General features: G+C 63.4%; 17 protein-coding genes. 3 read left to right on the top strand and 14 right to left on the bottom strand.

The annotated features are described in order from the left end of the window. Positions 1–26: 26 nt before the first annotated feature. The 3 genes from ACO07D_RS12470 to ACO07D_RS12460 form a co-directional block, all read right to left on the bottom strand. Entirely contained in the window at positions 27–263 is a 237-nt protein-coding gene (locus tag ACO07D_RS12470; protein ID WP_093973261.1) for a F0F1 ATP synthase subunit C, read from the bottom strand. A 62-nt stretch (positions 264–325) separates the two neighbouring features. Further along, the gene (locus ACO07D_RS12465) at positions 326–1,126 is read right to left on the bottom strand and encodes a F0F1 ATP synthase subunit A (protein WP_421705027.1); all 801 of its coding nucleotides are present in this window, start codon (positions 1,124–1,126) and stop codon (positions 326–328) included. 37 nt (positions 1,127–1,163) lie between these two features. Further along, the gene (locus ACO07D_RS12460) at positions 1,164–1,493 is read right to left on the bottom strand and encodes an AtpZ/AtpI family protein (protein WP_421703270.1); all 330 of its coding nucleotides are present in this window, start codon (positions 1,491–1,493) and stop codon (positions 1,164–1,166) included. Between the two features lie 229 nt (positions 1,494–1,722). On the opposite strand from ACO07D_RS12460, the gene ACO07D_RS12455 reads away from it, so the two are divergent. Continuing rightward, complete coding sequence (locus ACO07D_RS12455; protein WP_421703269.1) at positions 1,723–2,046, top strand: ArsR/SmtB family transcription factor; 324 nt, start codon at positions 1,723–1,725, stop codon at positions 2,044–2,046. 82 nt (positions 2,047–2,128) lie between these two features. Here ACO07D_RS12455 and ACO07D_RS12450 read toward each other — a convergent pair whose 3' ends face one another. The 10 genes from ACO07D_RS12450 to sucC form a co-directional block, all read right to left on the bottom strand. Then, positions 2,129–2,986: a TerB family tellurite resistance protein gene (locus ACO07D_RS12450; protein ID WP_421703268.1), complete on the bottom strand. Its 858-nt coding sequence runs from the start codon at positions 2,984–2,986 to the stop codon at positions 2,129–2,131. A 205-nt stretch (positions 2,987–3,191) separates the two neighbouring features. Beyond that, positions 3,192–4,577 carry a dihydrolipoyl dehydrogenase gene (gene lpdA / locus ACO07D_RS12445; RefSeq protein ID WP_421703267.1) on the bottom strand — a complete coding sequence of 462 codons (1,386 nt, stop codon included), beginning with the start codon at positions 4,575–4,577 and terminating at the stop codon, positions 3,192–3,194. A gap of 3 nt (positions 4,578–4,580) precedes the next feature. After that, complete coding sequence (locus ACO07D_RS12440) at positions 4,581–5,444, bottom strand: class I SAM-dependent methyltransferase (protein WP_421703266.1); 864 nt, start codon at positions 5,442–5,444, stop codon at positions 4,581–4,583. 84 nt (positions 5,445–5,528) lie between these two features. After that, a complete protein-coding gene (locus tag ACO07D_RS12435) occupies positions 5,529–6,116 on the bottom strand; it encodes a hypothetical protein (RefSeq protein ID WP_421703265.1) in 588 nt (195 codons plus the stop codon). A gap of 97 nt (positions 6,117–6,213) precedes the next feature. Beyond that, positions 6,214–6,483: a hypothetical protein gene (locus ACO07D_RS12430; RefSeq protein WP_421703264.1), complete on the bottom strand. Its 270-nt coding sequence runs from the start codon at positions 6,481–6,483 to the stop codon at positions 6,214–6,216. Positions 6,484–6,485: 2 nt separating this feature from the next. Then, on the bottom strand, positions 6,486–7,973 hold the full coding sequence (gene odhB, locus ACO07D_RS12425; protein ID WP_421703263.1) for a 2-oxoglutarate dehydrogenase complex dihydrolipoyllysine-residue succinyltransferase: 1,488 nt from the start codon (positions 7,971–7,973) through the stop codon (positions 6,486–6,488). 3 nt (positions 7,974–7,976) lie between these two features. Then, on the bottom strand, positions 7,977–10,946 hold the full coding sequence (locus ACO07D_RS12420; protein WP_421703262.1) for a 2-oxoglutarate dehydrogenase E1 component: 2,970 nt from the start codon (positions 10,944–10,946) through the stop codon (positions 7,977–7,979). Between the two features lie 63 nt (positions 10,947–11,009). After that, entirely contained in the window at positions 11,010–11,891 is an 882-nt protein-coding gene (gene sucD, locus ACO07D_RS12415; protein WP_421703261.1) for a succinate--CoA ligase subunit alpha, read from the bottom strand. Positions 11,892–11,893: 2 nt separating this feature from the next. After that, positions 11,894–12,298, bottom strand: coding sequence for a hypothetical protein (locus ACO07D_RS12410; RefSeq protein ID WP_421703260.1), 405 nt, complete (start codon positions 12,296–12,298; stop codon positions 11,894–11,896). Positions 12,299–12,302: 4 nt separating this feature from the next. Continuing rightward, positions 12,303–13,496 carry an ADP-forming succinate--CoA ligase subunit beta gene (sucC, locus tag ACO07D_RS12405; RefSeq protein ID WP_421703259.1) on the bottom strand — a complete coding sequence of 398 codons (1,194 nt, stop codon included), beginning with the start codon at positions 13,494–13,496 and terminating at the stop codon, positions 12,303–12,305. Positions 13,497–13,716: 220 nt separating this feature from the next. Here sucC and ACO07D_RS12400 point away from each other — a divergent pair, with 220 nt between their 5' ends. After that, positions 13,717–14,763, top strand: coding sequence for a glycosyltransferase family 2 protein (locus ACO07D_RS12400; RefSeq protein ID WP_421703258.1), 1,047 nt, complete (start codon positions 13,717–13,719; stop codon positions 14,761–14,763). Between the two features lie 68 nt (positions 14,764–14,831). Continuing rightward, entirely contained in the window at positions 14,832–15,869 is a 1,038-nt protein-coding gene (locus tag ACO07D_RS12395) for a glycosyltransferase family 2 protein (protein ID WP_421703257.1), read from the top strand. A gap of 43 nt (positions 15,870–15,912) precedes the next feature. On the opposite strand, the gene mdh is transcribed toward ACO07D_RS12395, so the two are convergent. Beyond that, the gene (gene mdh, locus ACO07D_RS12390; protein ID WP_421703256.1) at positions 15,913–16,875 is read right to left on the bottom strand and encodes a malate dehydrogenase; all 963 of its coding nucleotides are present in this window, start codon (positions 16,873–16,875) and stop codon (positions 15,913–15,915) included. Positions 16,876–16,927: the final 52 nt, after the last annotated feature.

The following is a 16,927-nucleotide window of genomic DNA, read 5'->3' as shown; positions in this document are numbered from 1 at the left end:
CCCTCTCGTAAGGATGGTTCGTCGGATTAGACGGCGAACATCAGCAGCAGGGCGACCAGGAACGAGAAGATGCCCAGGGCTTCCGCGAACGCGATGCCGATGAACAGGGTCGCGGTCTGACCGGCAGCGGCCGACGGGTTGCGCAGAGCACCGGCCAGGAAGTTACCGGCAACGTGGCCCACACCGATGGCGGCGGCACCCGAACCGATAGCAGCCAGACCAGCACCGATGAATTGACCCATTTGAGCGATATTGCCTTCCATTTTCGTTTCTCCTTACGTTGGAATGCTTGAATTAGGGGTTGTTTGCGGGCTGCAGCCGCCGCTTAGTGCGACGGGTGCAGAGCGTCTTTCAGGTACACGCAGGTGAGGATGGTGAACACATAGGCCTGGATGAAGGCCACCAGCACTTCCAGAGCGTAGACCGCCGCGATGGCGAAGATCGGGAAGAAGCCGAACAGGCCCAGGGCCCCGGCGAAACCGGCGAACACCTTGATAACTGCGTGGCCGGCCATGACGTTGCCAGCCAGACGAATGGAGTGGCTGACCGGGCGCACGAAGTACGAGATCAGCTCGATCACCGCCAGGATCGGGCGCAGCGGAAGCGGCGCGGCCGAGACCCAGAACAGGCCCAGGAAACCGGCGCCGTTCTTCACGAAGCCCAGGATCGTGACGAAGAAGAAGACGATACCGGCCAGGATCGCGGTCACCGCGATGTGGCTGGTCGAGGTAAAGCTCATCGGAATGAGGCCCAGGAAGTTGGCGGTCACGATGAACATGAACAGGGTCATGATGCCCGGGAAGTATTTGACGGCGTCCTTGCCGGCCACGTCCTCGACCATCTTGTAGATGAAACCATAGGCCAGTTCGGCAATCGACTGGCTGCGCGAGGGGATGATCGCACGGCCACGCGAGCCCACCACCAACAGCAGCACGATGGCGATGACGGTCAGCGCCAGCCACAGGGTCTGGTTGGTGATGGTGAAGGCGCCCAGGTGATCCGCGAACAGCGGCGCCACGACGAACTGGTCCATCGGGTGGATCGCCAGGCCCGCATGCTCAGGTGCAAAGATTGCGCCCGAGATCACGACCACGGCCAGCACCGCGAAGAAAACGATCTTAGCCAGACCACCGCCCTGTTTTGCGCTCTGTTCAGCCACGTCTTTATCCCTCTTCCTTGTCGGACGGCTGTTCGCCACCCTGTTTTTCCTGCATCTGGGCCGCCGTCCCGAGCATGACCTTCACGCCCGCTGCGAACCCCAGCAATATGAACAGCACCATGAAGATCGGTTTCGTGCCAAGGACGGCGTCGATCCCAAATCCGATGCCAAATCCGATCGCCAGACCGGACACAAGCTCGATGACCATCTGCCAGGCAAAGTTCGCCTGGTTCAGGTCGGCGCCGCCGTTGTCCTTCCCCTCGTCCTCGCCCTTCAGCTTTTTCAGCTTCTCATCAAGCGCTTTCAGGCGCTCGGGATCGGGCTCGTTGGACATGGGAATTCACCCCGGTGACAGTTGCGGCCTTGCTAAGGGTCCGGAGGCTGTGAGTCAACGGGGTTTGGCGCTAACGGCGAGGCGCGCAACTTCCTGAAAACATGCGATTTTCCAAACCACCCTGCGACCCACGCCCGCCCGGAGCAGCCGGCCCCGCCGAAATAGGCCCAATTTGGCTTATTCAACCGTTTGGTTGACGATAACTTTCCGCCCCCGTAGGTCTAAGCCCATGGAAAACCGCCTCGACCTCGTCTTTGCCGCCCTTGGCGACCCGACCCGCCGGTCAATCCTGACCATGCTGCTCGAAGACGACATGGCGGTCACCGACGTGGCCCATCCGTTCGAGATGTCGCTGGCGGCGATCTCCAAACACCTGACCATCCTCACCCGGGCCGGGCTGATCAGCCAGGAGAAACGCGGCCGGGTGAAATGGTGCAAGCTGGAGCCCGACGCCCTGCGCGAGGCGTCTGTCTGGATGCAGGGGTTCGGGCAGTTCGAACCGGTGAACCTGGACGATTTCGAACGGTTCCTTGAGGCGGAACTGCGGGAATAGGCGCAGCCGCGACACCTCCCCCCAAAAACACAAAACGCGCCCCCGTCTCCGAGGGCGCGCCGTACTCGTTACTGAACCAAACTCAGCCCTGCGGCTGCTGCTGCGCGCCGACAACCTCGGCCAAAAGCGCGCTGACCTGCTCGCCGCTCATCTTCATCGCCCCGGCCAGCTTGCCGACCAACGCCTGTTCCTTGCCCGCCAGTTGCCCGTCCGAGGCCACCACGGTCAGAACCGCCTTCATCAACAGCCCCTGCTCGTCGGGCATCAGCTTGGCGGTCAGGCGTTTCACGTCCTTGTCCGACGGGTCAGCCTCGGCCAGGTCCGCCATGCGGCGCACATCTGCGGGGTCAAACCGCTGCCCGGTCATGCGCTCGGCAATCTCGGCGATCTCGCGCACTTCCTCATCGGCAATATGCCCATCCGCCTTGGCCGCGTGGCACATCGCATCCAGGATCGCCATGGCCGAGGGCGGGATGTCCCCCATCAGCCCCTGCCGCTCCGCCCGCCGCTTGCGGGTCTTCAACGCCCCCATGCCCGCGAAACCGATAAAGCCCAGGATGATGGCCCAGCCCCAGAAGCCGGACGCCTTCTGGGCCAGCGACAGAACCGGCTCGTCCGGCACGTCGGCAGGGATCAGCCCCTGCGCCTTGGCATCGGCAATATCGGCGGGTTCCATCGCGTAATAGCTGTCCGTGTCGCAACGGTTCTCGGCCAGGGCATAGCCCTCCAACGTGCGAAACAGCGGCACGAACAGCACGCCGCTGTCCTCGACCAGATGGCACAGCGTATGCGGCTTGCCGTCGATCACGATCTCGGTGTCGGCAACAAAGAGCATCTTCTGGCTGGAGGATCCTCCACCGCGCCGGGCTTCGGCGGGGTCGGCGGACAAGAGGGAAACGGCGGCGGCGGTCGCCGCCACAGTCAGAACGGGAAAGCGCATAAGTCAATTCTCCTGAAATGCGTATTGCTCGCATTCCTAGGTGAAACACTCGGAATTGACAGGGCAAAACCCGGGCAGATTCAACTCAGCATGGAGTCGTGACAATTCTGCCGCGCCGGACCTGGCACACTCGGGGGATCTTTCCCTGCAAACGCAAAACGCGCCCCCAACAGGGAGCGCGCCGCAATTTCAATCCTCCAGCCCCTTACGAGTGGATCGGACCATCGCCACAGGCCAGCGCAGCCTCGCGCACGGCTTCCGAGAAGGTCGGGTGCGCGTGGCAGGTGCGCGCCAGATCCTCGGCAGACCCGCCGTATTCCATCAGCACGCAGGCCTCGTGGATCAGCTCACCGGCGGCGGGGCCCATGATATGCACGCCCAGCACCCGGTCGGTGGCCTTGTCGGCCAGGATCTTCACGAACCCGTCGCCCATGAACACCGCCTTCGCGCGACCATTGCCCATGAACGAGAACTTGCCGACCTTGTAATCGACACCGGCCTCTTTCAGCTCCTGTTCGGTCTTGCCGACGCTCGCCACCTCCGGCGAGGTGTAGATCACGCCCGGAATGACGTCATAGTTCACGTGACCGGCCTGACCGGCGATGCTTTCAGCCACCGCCATGCCCTCGTCCTCGGCCTTGTGGGCCAGCATCGGACCTTCGGTCACGTCGCCGATCGCCCAGATGCCCGGCACCGAGGTCTTCCAGTGATCCGTGGCGATCTGGCCGCGCTCGGTCATCTTCACGCCCGCGCCTTCCAGGCCCAGCCCGTCGACGAAGGGGCGGCGGCCAGTGGCGACCAGCACCACATCGGCGTCCACCATCGCCTCGCTGCCGTCCTTGCGCAGCTGGTAGTGCACCTTGGCCTTGGTCTTGGTCTTGTCGACCTTCTGCACGGCGGCGCCCATGATGAACTCCATGCCCTGCTTTTGCAGCGTGCGCTGGAAGGTCTTCTGGATGTCCTTGTCCATGCCCGGGGTGATCTCGTCGAGGAATTCGATCACCGTCACCTCGGCGCCCAGACGCTTGTAGACCGAGCCCATTTCCAGCCCGATCACACCGGCGCCGATGACGACCATCTTCTTGGGCACTTTCGGCAGTTCCAGCGCGCCGGTGGAGGTCACGACGATCTTCTCGTCCACCTCGACACCCGGCAGGCTCGACGGCTCGGACCCGCTCGCGATCACGATGTGCTTGGCATTGTGCACCTCGTCACCCACCTTGACCTGACCGGCGGCGGGGATCGATCCCCAGCCCTTCAGCCAGTCGACCTTGTTCTTCTTGAACAGGAATTCGATGCCCTTGGTGTTCTGGCCGATCACGTCGTCCTTGTAGGCCAGCATCTGCTTCCAATCGACCGAGGGCGATTTGCCCTTCAGGCCCATGGCGGCAAAGTTGTGTTCGGCCTCATGCAGGCTGTGGCTGGCATGCAAGAGCGCCTTCGACGGGATGCAGCCCACGTTCAGGCAGGTGCCGCCCAGGGTCTCGCGGCCCTCGACACAGGCGGTTTTCAGCCCCAGCTGGGCGCAGCGAATGGCACAGACATAGCCGCCGGGGCCACCGCCAATCACGATCACATCATAGTCTGCCATGTCTCACTCCTTGGATTTCTGTGCTTGGGTCTGGTCCCCGTCGCCTTCGCGGGCAAGGGACAGCATGTAACTGATTTGCAGGCTGGCACGGCGGTCGCGCCAGGTTGGGTCGTGGCTCAGGTCTTGGCGGAACCAGGCTGTACCCAGTCGGGTCGCGCGTTCAGGCGCAACAAGCCCCAGGACCAGCGCCCATTTCGAGCGGTTGAACAGGCCTCGGCTCGCCTCCACCCGAAACCGCGTTTCGATCTGGCGCAGGGTGCGGGCGGTGAAAGGAAATTCCCAGTCTGCATCGGTCTGGAACGGGCGAAAGACGCCGCGCACGATCCGCGCGGGCCACCAGGCCTGCACCGGATCCAGTGTGATCACCCGCCCGCCAGGGGCCAGCAAGGTCTCTACCCGATCAAACAACACCTCGATAAAGCGGAAATGGTGAAAGATCGACTGGGCATAGATCAGGTCGAATTCGGTCTCAGCGAACTCGTCGGACAGCACGTCGGCCACATGCAGATGCAGCCCCTCACGCGCCCCAAGCCGTTCGCGCAGCTGGCGGATCTGATCCTCGGACAGGTCAATCGCGTGGTATTCGCCCGCGTGGTCGGCCAGGTGTTCGCTGAGCGCACTGCCGGACCCGCAGCCCAGCTCCAGCACTTTCTTGCCCGCCGGATCGCCGATCCAGTCCTTGTGAATATCGTAAAGCCCCTCGCGCACCTCATGGGGAACCGCCGAGATCAGCCGGTGGCGCAACACCCGCCACAGATTGGTCATGCGCCCGTTGATTGCCGCAACGGTGCCGCCGTCGGTCGCATCGTAATAGGCGGCCTGATCGGCATTGGTGTCCAGCATGGCGCGGGTCCGGTCATCGCTCATGCCACACCCCTTCCGCCCCAAATGGCCCGGCCGCTTTTGCGACAGCCGAGGCTGGCCGGGCCTATGGGATCCAGATAGGCCATGTTACCCCTTGCCCCAGCGATAAGGCGACATCCAGGGTGCCAGGGGAAAGACGCGCATCTGTTCATCCGCTGACAGCTCGTCCCATCGCATCGGGTTCGTTGCCCGCGCGCGCTGCACTTGAGCGGTGATAGGAAAGCGCATGCCGCTGAACGCGGCAACAGCGGCAATCGCGAAGAACAGGGTCTTGAGCCCGGCCAAGGCAGGTCCGTAAAGCGTGGCATCCCCGGGGACGGCGATCAGAAGCCCCCCCGCGCCCAATACGAAGACAGGGGTGATCCAACGTGCCCACAGCTCTGTCAAAAGCGGCAACTCGCGCATCGCCGAAAAGGCACATATACACGCGGCAAACAGCAGGCCGGTTCCAATCAGGCGCGGAAGCGCGACGACGCCCGTCGCCGACAGCAACCCTTCGCAAATCACGACCAGAAATAGCGCAAGTGCAAACGCATAGGTGCGGCGGACCCGCCCGGCGACCTGGCGGCGCGGACCCAACAGCGCGGGGTGACGGATCTGCTCTCCGGCCCGCTCCAGCGAGACGTCGGCCAGTTGCGCGAAACGTGCCACCTCTTTGTCCAATCCGTCCGACATCAAAGCCTCGCGAGTTCCCGGCGTGGACCCGGGCGACCCCGCCCGGGCAGTTGTTTCGTGTGACCTGGCCGCCCCCAAAAGGCGGCCCGGCAACCGGTCAGGCCGGGGTCAGCAGCCGGGTCTCCACATGGGCCACCCCGTCGCGCTCCATGTGCATGGCCAGTTCCTCGCTGTCGAAGAAGGCCTGGGCCTTCTCCAGGTCCAGGATCTCGAACAGGGCCACCGCGCGGTTCTTCTGCGCGGGATCCCGCCAGACATGCAGCGCCTTGATGCCGACGGCACGGCGGTTCATGCGATCTTGCTTGAACACACCGTACCAGGCGTCGAAATCGGCCACGTCGGCCTGCCAGAGGACATGTGTCGCCATGATTACAGGTCCATCAGCAGGCGGCGGGGATCTTCCAGCGCTTCCTTGACGCGCACCAGGAAGGTCACGGCGCCCTTGCCGTCGACGATGCGGTGGTCATAGCTCAGCGCCAGGTACATCATCGGGCGGATGACGACCTCGCCATTGATGGCCATCGGACGGTCCTGGATCTTGTGCATGCCCAGGATGCCCGACTGCGGCGGGTTCAGGATCGGCGAGGACATCAGCGAGCCATAAACACCACCGTTCGAGATGGTGAAGGTGCCGCCCTGCATTTCCTCCATGCTGAGCTTGCCGTCACGGGCGCGACGGCCCTTTTCGGCGATGGCTTTCTCGATCGCGGCAAAGGACATGCTGTCGGCGTCACGGATGACCGGAACGACCAGGCCGGTGGGCGTACCGGCGGCCACGCCCATGTGCACGAAGTTCTTGTAGACGATGTCGGTGCCGTCGATCTCGGCATTGACCTCGGGCACCTCTTTCAGCGCGTGGCAGCAGGCCTTGGTGAAGAAGGACATGAAGCCCAGACGCACGCCGTGCTTCTTTTCGAACTCGGCCTTGTACTGGTTGCGCAGGGCCATGACCTCGGTCATGTCCACCTCGTTATAGGTGGTCAGCATGGCGGCGGTGTTCTGGCTGTCCTTCAGACGACGCGCGATGGTCTGGCGCAGGCGGGTCATCTTGACCCGTTCCTCGCGGGCGGCGTCATCGGCGGCAACCGGGGCGCGGGCCGCAACCGGCGCGGGGGCGGCGGCGGCGGGTTTCGGCGCAGCCAGTGCGGCGGCAACATCATGTTTCATCACGCGACCATCGCGACCCGTGCCTTGCACGTCGGCGGGGTTCAGACCGGCCTCGGCCATAGCCTTCTTGGCCGAGGGCGCATCTTCGACGCTCTTGCCGGTCGCGGCAGCGGCGGGTGCGGCAGCAGCGGCAGGCGCGGCGGCCACGGCGGCGCCTTCACCGGCGGACACGACAGCCAGCTTGGCGGCGGCTTCGACCGTGGCACCTTCGGCGGCCAGGATTTCGGTCAGCACACCGGCGGCGGGGGACGGCACTTCGACGGACACCTTGTCGGTTTCCAGCTCGCAGAGCATCTCGTCCTGGGCGACCGCATCGCCCACCTGCTTGAACCAGCTCGACACGGTGGCCTCGGTCACGCTTTCGCCCAGCGCGGGCACCATGACGTCGACCGCCTGAGCGGCGGCGGCGGGGGCAGCAGCGGGGGCGGCGGCGGGGGCCGGAGCAGCACCGGCACCTTCGCCGATCACCGCCAGCAGCGCGTCGACACCCACGGTGTCGCCTTCGCCCGCGACAATCTCACCCAATGTGCCCGCAGCAGGCGACGGCACTTCGACGGTCACCTTGTCGGTTTCCAGCTCGCAGAGCATCTCATCCACCGCGACCGCATCGCCCGGCTTCTTGAACCACGTGGCCACGGTGGCCTCGGTCACGCTCTCCCCCAGCGTGGGGACCCTGACTTCAATGCTCATGGTTTAGTTTCCTTCCAAGTTGAGCGCGTCACTCACCAGCGCTTCCTGTTGTGCCTTGTGCTGGCTTGCAAGACCGGTGGCCGGCGAGGCCGAGGCCGGACGGCCAGCGTATTTGGGACGGGTGATCTTCGCCTTGAGGCGGGTCAGCACCCATTCGATGTTGGGTTCCATGAAGAACCAGGCGCCCTGGTTCTTGGGTTCTTCCTGACACCAGACGTAATCGGCGTTCGGGAAGCGTTCGAGCTCCTTGACCATCGACAGGGCCGGGAACGGATAGAACTGTTCGACCCGCATCAGGTAGACATCGTCGATACCCCGTGCGTCGCGTTCCTCCAGCAGGTCGTAATAGACCTTGCCCGAACACATCACCACGCGCTTGATCTTCTCGTCCTTGACCAGCTTGGTGTCCGAATTGCCCTTCTGCGCGTCATCCCAAAGGACACGGTGGAAGCTCGACCCGGTGGTGAAGTCTTCCGCCGTCGAGATGCACATCTTGTGGCGCAGAAGCGACTTGGGCGTCATCAGGATCAGCGGCTTGCGGAACGACCGGTGCATCTGGCGACGCAGGATGTGGAAGTAGTTCGCAGGCGTCGAACAGTTGGCCACGATCCAGTTGTCGCCGCCACACATCTGCAGGAAGCGTTCCAGACGGGCCGAGCTGTGCTCCGGGCCCTGCCCTTCGAACCCGTGCGGCAGCAGAACCGTCAGGCCCGACATGCGCAGCCATTTGCTTTCACCCGAACTGATGAACTGGTCGAACATGATCTGCGCGCCGTTGGCGAAGTCGCCGAACTGGGCTTCCCACAGGGTCAACGCATTGGGTTCGGCCAGCGAGTAGCCGTATTCGAAGCCCAGCACCGCGTATTCCGACAGCATGGAGTCGATGACTTCATACTTGGCCTGACCCTCGCGGATGTTGTTCAGCGGGTAATACCGCTCCTCGGTTTCCTGGTTGATGAAGCCCGAATGGCGCTGGCTGAACGTACCGCGCGTGGCGTCCTGACCGGACAGGCGCACCGGGTAACCTTCCAGCTGCAGCGAGCCGAAGGCCAGCGCCTCGGCGGTCGCCCAGTCAAAGCCCTGGCCGCTTTCGAACATCTTCGACTTGGCGTCCAATAGACGACCCACGGTCTTGTGCAGCGGGAAACCTTCGGGCGCGGTCGACAGCGCCTGGCCGATCTCGCCCAGCGTCTCGGGCTTGATGGCCGTCGCGCCGCGCTGGTATTCCTCGTCCTTCTTGTCCAGATGCGACCAGCGTCCGTCCAGCCAGTCGGCCTTGTTGGGCTTGTAATCCTTGCCCGCCTCGAACTCTTCGTTCAGATGGGCCTGGAAGGCGGTCTTCATGTCGTCGATCTCACCCTCGGGGATGAGGCCATCCTTGACCAGCCGCTCGGTATAGAGCTGCAGCGTGGTCTTGTGGGTCTTGATCCGCTTGTACATCACCGGGTTGGTGAACATGGGCTCATCGCCTTCGTTGTGACCGAAGCGGCGATAGCAGAACATGTCGATGACGACGTCCTTGTGGAACTTCTGGCGGAACTCGGTCGCGACCTTGGCGGCATGCACCACGGCCTCCGGGTCGTCGCCGTTCACGTGGAAGATCGGGGCTTCCACCATCAGGGCGATGTCGGTCGGATAGGGCGACGAGCGGCTGAAGTGCGGCGCGGTGGTGAACCCGATCTGGTTGTTCACCACGATATGCATGGTGCCACCGGTCTTGTGACCGACCAGGCCCGACAGGCCAAAGCCCTCGGCCACGACACCCTGACCCGCAAAGGCCGCGTCGCCATGCAGCAGGATCGGCAGGACCTGATCGCGGTCCGTATCGTTCATCTGCTCCTGTTTGGCGCGCACCTTGCCCAGCACGACCGGGTTGACGGCCTCCAGGTGCGAGGGATTGGCGGTCAGCGACAGGTGCACCTTGTTGCTATCGAACTCGCGGTCCGAGGAGGCGCCCAGGTGGTATTTCACGTCGCCCGAACCATCCACGTCCTCGGGCTTGAAGCTGCCGCCCTGGAATTCGTTGAAGATCGCGCGATAAGGTTTGGCCATCACATTGGCCAGCACCGACAGACGACCGCGGTGCGGCATGCCAATGACGATTTCCTTCAGGCCCAGCGCACCGCCGCGCTTGATGATCTGTTCCATGGCGGGGATCAGCGCCTCGCCACCGTCCAGGCCGAAACGCTTGGTGCCCATGTATTTGACATGCAGGAACTTCTCGAACCCTTCGGCCTCGACCAGCTTGTTCAGGATCGCCTTGCGGCCTTCCCGGGTAAAGGCGATCTCCTTGCCGAAGCCCTCGATCCGCTCCTTCAGCCAAGCGGCTTCCTCGGGATTCGAGATATGCATGTACTGCAGCGCGAAGGTGCCACAGTAGGTACGTTTCACGATCTCGATGATCTGACGCATGCTGGCAACTTGCAGCCCCAGCACATTGTCGATGAAGATCGGGCGATCCATGTCGCCATCGGTAAAGCCGTAGCTTTTCGGATCCAGCTCTGGATGCGGGGTCTGGTCGCGCATGCCCAGCGGGTCCAGATCGGCCACCAGGTGGCCCCGGATCCGATAGGCGCGAATGATCATCAGGGCGCGGATACTGTCCAGCACCGCGCGCTTGATCTGCTCTTCGCTGACCGACACACCCTTTTCAACGGCCTTCTCGGCAATCTTCTTGCCGGCGGCCTTGGCCTCCTTCGCGGGGGCTTCCTCGGGCCACATGCCATCCAGGCTGTGCACCCAGTCGCCGCCCGGCTGCGGCGGCCAGTCACCGCGCGACCAGCTGGGGCCAGCGGCCTCGGCCTTCACGTCCTGCTCATGGTCCCCCAATTCAGCAAAAAAGGCCTGCCAGGCCTCGTCCACCGCTGTGGGGTCTTTCGCATATTGTGCATAGAGCTGTTCGAGGTATTCCGCGTTATGCCCCTGCATGAAGCTTGAGGCGTGGAAGATCTCGTTCGGGCTTTGGTCCGTCATGGCATCACCTGAAAGGTTGGAAAACGCGCGCCCAGCATAGACCGGGCGCGCGCGGAAAGTGTATTAGCCGATCGCCTTCAGAACGGCTTCGCCCAGGGTGGCGGGGCTGTCGGCGACGACGATCCCGGCGGCTTTCATCGCCTCGATCTTGTCTTCCGCACCGCCCTTGCCGCCGGCGACGATGGCGCCCGCGTGGCCCATGCGGCGGCCCGGAGGCGCCGTGCGACCGGCGATGAAGCCCGCGACGGGCTTCCAACGGCCCTTCTTCTTCTGTTCGGCCAGGAATTCGGCGGCTTCTTCTTCGGCCGAGCCACCGATCTCACCGATCATGATGATCGACTGGGTCTCGTCATCGTCCAGGAACATGTCCAGCACGTCGATATGCTCGGTGCCCTTGATCGGGTCGCCCCCGATGCCGACGGCGGTCGACTGGCCCAGGCCGATGTCGGCGGTCTGCTTGACGGCCTCATAGGTCAGGGTGCCCGAACGCGACACGACGCCGACCGAGCCACGCTTGTGGATGTGGCCGGGCATGATGCCGATCTTGCAGGCGTCCGGCGTGATGATGCCGGGGCAGTTCGGGCCAATCAGGCGGCTCGACGAGCTTTCCAGCGCGCGCTTCACGCGCATCATGTCCAGCACCGGGATGCCTTCGGTGATGCAGACGATCAGCTCCATCTCCGCATCAATCGCTTCCAGGATCGAGTCCGCGGCAAACGGCGGCGGCACATAGATCACCGAGGCATTGGCTTCGGTCTTGGCCTTGGCTTCATGCACCGAGTCGAACACGGGCAGGCCCAGGTGGTCCTGACCGCCCTTGCCGGGGGTCACACCGCCGACCATCTTGGTGCCATAGGCGATGGCTTGTTCCGAGTGGAAGGTGCCTTGCGAGCCGGTAAAGCCCTGGCAGATCACCTTGGTGTTTTCATCTACGAGGATAGCCATTTTTAGCCTCCAAAATATTCGTTCATTAAGCGCGCTTCGACTTCACTCGAAACCGCAAAGAAGCGTGTCCATGAAATGCGGCGAACTTCTGCAAGCTCGACAATCACTCCATCATTTGGGTCGATCACATCTTGGTCCAAGTCATGCGAAAACAGATCTGCTCTCGGCTCTTGGTGGATCATCATTGAAAAGCGCCAATGCCCATTTGGCTCACGCGTAGCACCGTTGATTTCCCCAACCCCATAAAGTCGACCATCGGAAGCTCCATTTCGAGTATCCTTGCGGAACACGAACACACCGCAAGGAATTTCGATTGTGGTATCATTCCTTTTCCCGTTTACAGTCACTTCATACGACTGATTGGGAAGCCAGTCTTCGACTTCGTTGGGTTTGAGAACGACGGCCAAAGAGTTACCCCTTCACCGCTTTCACGATCTTCTCGGCACCGTCCGACAGGTTGTCGGCGGCGATGACGTTCAGGCCGGAGGTGTTGATGATCTCCTTGCCCTGTTCGACATTGGTGCCTTCCAGACGCACGACCAGCGGGACCTGCAGGCCGACTTCCTTCACCGCGGCGACCACGCCCTCGGCGATGACGTCACAGCGCATGATGCCGCCGAAGATGTTCACCAGGATGCCTTTGACGTTCGGGTCCGAGGTGATGATCTTGAAGGCTTCGGTGACCTTTTCCTTGGTGGCGCCGCCACCGACGTCCAGGAAGTTGGCCGGTTCGGCACCGTAGAGCTTGATGATGTCCATCGTCGCCATGGCCAGGCCCGCGCCGTTCACCATGCAGCCGATTTCACCGTCCAGAGCGATGTAGTTCAGGTCGTATTTCGACGCTTCCAGCTCTTTGGGGTCTTCTTCGGTCTCGTCGCGCAGGGCGGCCACGTCCTGGTGGCGGTAGACGGCGTTTCCGTCAAAGCCCAGCTTGGCGTCCAGCAGTTTCAGGTCGCCGTTTTCCATGACGATCAGCGGGTTGATCTCCAGCATCTCCATGTCCTTCTCGACGAAGGCCTTGTAGAGCTGGCCCAGCAGCTTCACGCATTGCTTGACCTGGGCGCCTTGCAGCTCCAGCGCAAAGGCGACGCGGCGGCCATGGTAGGGCATGTAGCCGGTGGCCGGGTCGATCGAGAAGCTCAGGATTTTCTCGGGGGTCGATTCCGCAACCTCTTCAATATCCATGCCGCCTTCGGTCGAGGCCACGATCGAAATGCGCGAGGTCTGACGGTCCACCAGGAAGGCCAGGTACAGTTCGCGGGCAATGTCCGAACCATCTTCGATGTAGATGCGGTTCACCTGCTTGCCGACCGGGCCGGTCTGATGCGTGACCAGGGTGCGGCCCAGCATCTTCTTGGCTTCCTCGGCGGCTTCCTCGACCGACTTGGCCAGGCGCACGCCGCCCTTTTCACCGGCATCGGCTTCCTTGAAGGACCCCTTGCCGCGGCCACCGGCGTGGATCTGGGCCTTCACGACCCAGAGCGGGCCGTCCAGCTCGCCAGCAGCGGTTTTCGCATCTTCGGCTTTCAGCACGACGCGGCCATCTGACACCGGCGCACCGTACGACTTCAGAAGAGCCTTGGCCTGATATTCATGGATATTCACGAGCAGTCCCTCGTCCTGTTGTGGTTTCACGCAGAATGCACAACAGGAATCGATGAAGAAAACCTTTTCTGCCGGAAAACGGCATTTCGGGGGATTTTCCCGTCTTTTGTGATCACACTCTGGAAAACTGTGATCACATACGTCAAGCCTTGTGTGATTCGGCTGCGTATGTTCACTACTCCGTAGGAATTTAAGGTAACGCAAACATAACGGATCTCACATGAGCTGGGGCATTGTCTCGATGATCAGCGAGCCGGACCCGTTGGTCCTGGCCTGGGTCGCTCATCACCTGCGCCTGGGACCGGCGCGCATCGACATCTATCTGGATACGCCCTCCCCTGGGCTGCACGACCAGCTCGCCGCCTTGCCCCAGGTGCACCTGCACCGGATCGACGGCGCGCGTTGGCCAGACAAGCTTGGCCCGCGCCCGGCGCAGGTCGGGAGGCGCCAGCGCGTGTTGATCCAGCACTGTTACGACCGGGCCGCGGTCGGCTGGCTCTTGCATATCGACGCGGATGAATTCCTGCGTCCAGCCCCGGCGGGCAATTGGGCTGCAGCCCTGGCCGCGCTGCAGGACAAGGTGGACTATGCCTCAGTCCGGGTGCTGGAGCGCACTCATATCGGCCGCCCGGATCCGGCGAACATCTTCGACGGGGTATTCCGCAGGCCCTACCCGCCCGACGCCACCGAAGAGATGGCGCGGATCGAGGGCGATGCGGCACCCTTCCTCGACCGGGGCTTTGCAGCCTATGCCAGCAGCAAGCCCTTCTTTCGCACTGGACGGAACCTGCCCCTTGGCGTCCATGGACCGGTCAATCCGCGCGACTTTGAGAGCCACACGTTCCCGGGACGCCTGCTGCTGCACTACGACGGGTTGACCGCGCAGAGCTACATTCAGAAGAAGCTACGCGCGATCGATCAGAACCCTGCCGCCCCCCTGGCGCGCATTCCCAACTGGCGGGAGCAGAACCAGGCCGTCCTGCGTCATCGCGAGGACCCGGACGCGCTGAACACCCTGTACGCCCGGATCAAATGCCTTGACCCGACCCGCCTGGCCCGGCTTGACGAGCTGGGGCTGATCCTGCGCCATGATCTCGACCTGCCTGCGGCGCTGGAGGCGACCTTTCCCGGCCTCTCCGTTGACCTGAGCGTGGCGCATTACGACAGCTATCCGTTCACCTGGCAGAAGCACGCGACCCCGCCCCTGCATTGGCGGGTGCGTTTCGGCGCCCGGATGCTGGCCTACCGCCTGGGGTTTCGGGTCTGACGCAGCCCCTTGGCCTTGTCGGCGCACACTGCTAGCGTGCGTGCCAGTTCCTTCAAAGCGATTGCGACATGGCCCAAACGGCACCCAATCACCCCACCGCGCCAACTGACTGGGCCGTCGTGTCGACGGTGCGCGAACCTGCGGTTCTGGTGCTGGCTTTCGCCTGCCATCACCTGACCTTGGGCGCGCAACGGATTCACCTGTTCTTCGACAACCCCGAGGACCCGGCGGCAGAGGTTCTGGCACGTGTGCCCGGGGTCGAGGTCACGCTCTGCGATGCGGCCCACTGGGCGCAATTCGGCGCGCCGCGAGCGAACTACCAGACCCGCCGCCAGACCCTGAACGCGAACCTTGTCGTCGCGCAGGAGGCGGCTGCGGGCCGCGCGACCTGGCTTCTGCACGCGGATGCGGATGAGTTCCTCTGGGCGCCGGATGGGATCGCGGCAGAGATTCCCAAGGACCAGGACCGGCTGCATCTGCCCAACATCGAACGCTGCTGGACCAGCGCTGATGCGCAGCTCTTCGGCACGACCTTTCGCGCCCGGGTGAAAGGCCGGGCGACCAGTCGGCGCATCCATGGAGACACTGCGCAATACCTCTCTGGCGGGCTGAGCGGACATTCCAGCGGCAAGGCGATGATGCGCTGCGGCAGCACCGGATTCCTGGGCATCCACATGGTGCGTGACAAACGCGGCGGACGCGATCTGACGCATGCCACCGCCAGTCGCGCGCGCATCCTGCATTTCGACGGGCTGACCCCGCGCCACTGGGCGTTGAAGACCCTGCGCTACGCAAGCCGACCCGGCACGCTGCACCACATGTTGCATCCGGCCCGGCGCCGGGCCGTCGATCGCATCCTGGCCGCGGACGAACCGCTGACCGAGGCGCTGGCCCTGGACGAGGCCATGTTTCGCCTGTCCTTGGTGCGCGCCGCGCAATTGACCGGTTTGGGCGCGCTCGGCGAGTTCCCTCTCGACCTCGCCGGAGCGATCCGTGCCCATGCCCCCGGGGCGACGGTTGACCTGAGCGCCGCCGCCTTCGATGCCCTGCACGAGGACGAGCTGCAGGCCCTAAATACACAGCTGAAACGCAAAAGGCCGAGCTGACGCCCGGCCTTCGCTGTCTTCACTGTCCGATGAGTGTCGCGGCTCAGGCCAGCGACGGGTCGATACCCTTGCAGGCCTCGACCAGGCCGTTCACGGCTTCGACCGACTTGTCGAACATGGCCTGTTCGTCCTTGTTCATCTTGATGTCGACGATGCGCTCGATGCCGTTCGCACCGATCACGGTCGGCACGCCCACATACATGCCCTTCAGGCCCAGCGCGCCGTCCACGTAGGCGGCACAGGGCAGCAGGCGCTTCTGGTCTTTCAGATAGGCTTCGGCCATTTCGATCGCTGAGGCTGCCGGGGCGTAATAAGCCGAACCGGTTTTCAGCAGGCCGACGATCTCGGCACCACCGTCACGGGTGCGCTGCACGATGGCGTCCAGTTTCTCCTGCGTGGTCCAGCCCATGTCCACCAGGTCGGGCAGCGGGATACCGGCGACGGTCGAATAACGGGTCAGCGGCACCATGGTGTCGCCGTGGCCGCCCAGCACGAAGGCGGTGACGTCCTTCATCGACACGTCGAACTCTTCCGACAGGAAGTGGCGGAAACGGGCCGAGTCCAGCACGCCGGCCATGCCGACGACTTTCTCATGCGGCAGGCCCGAGAATTCGCGCAGCGCCCAGACCATCGCGTCCAGCGGGTTGGTGATGCAGATCACGAAGGCGTCGGGGGCATGCTGCTTGATGCCTTCGCCAACCGATTTCATGACCTTCAGGTTGATGCCCAGCAGATCGTCGCGGCTCATGCCCGGCTTGCGCGGCACACCGGCGGTGACGATGCAGACATCGGCGCCCGCGATATCGGCGTAGTCGGTGGTGCCCGACAGGGCCGCGTCGAAACGCTCGACCGGGCCGCTTTCGGCGATGTCCAGCGCCTTGCCCTGCGGGATGCCGTCGGCAATGTCGAACAGGACGATATCGCCCAGTTCTTTCAGGGCTGCCAGGTGGGCAAGGGTGCCGCCGATCATGCCGCTGCCGATAAGCGCGATTTTGGGTCTGGCCATGGGTCAGGTCTCCGGGTCAGGTTGAAATTCGCGTGAATGCCTAGTCCGAATG

This window comes from Aliiroseovarius sp., from assembly GCF_965228805.1.
Classification (GTDB): Bacteria; Pseudomonadota; Alphaproteobacteria; order Rhodobacterales; family Rhodobacteraceae; genus JASBTN01.
Note: the sequence above shows the minus strand (reverse complement) of the source record. Positions and strands in the feature narration are given on the sequence as shown.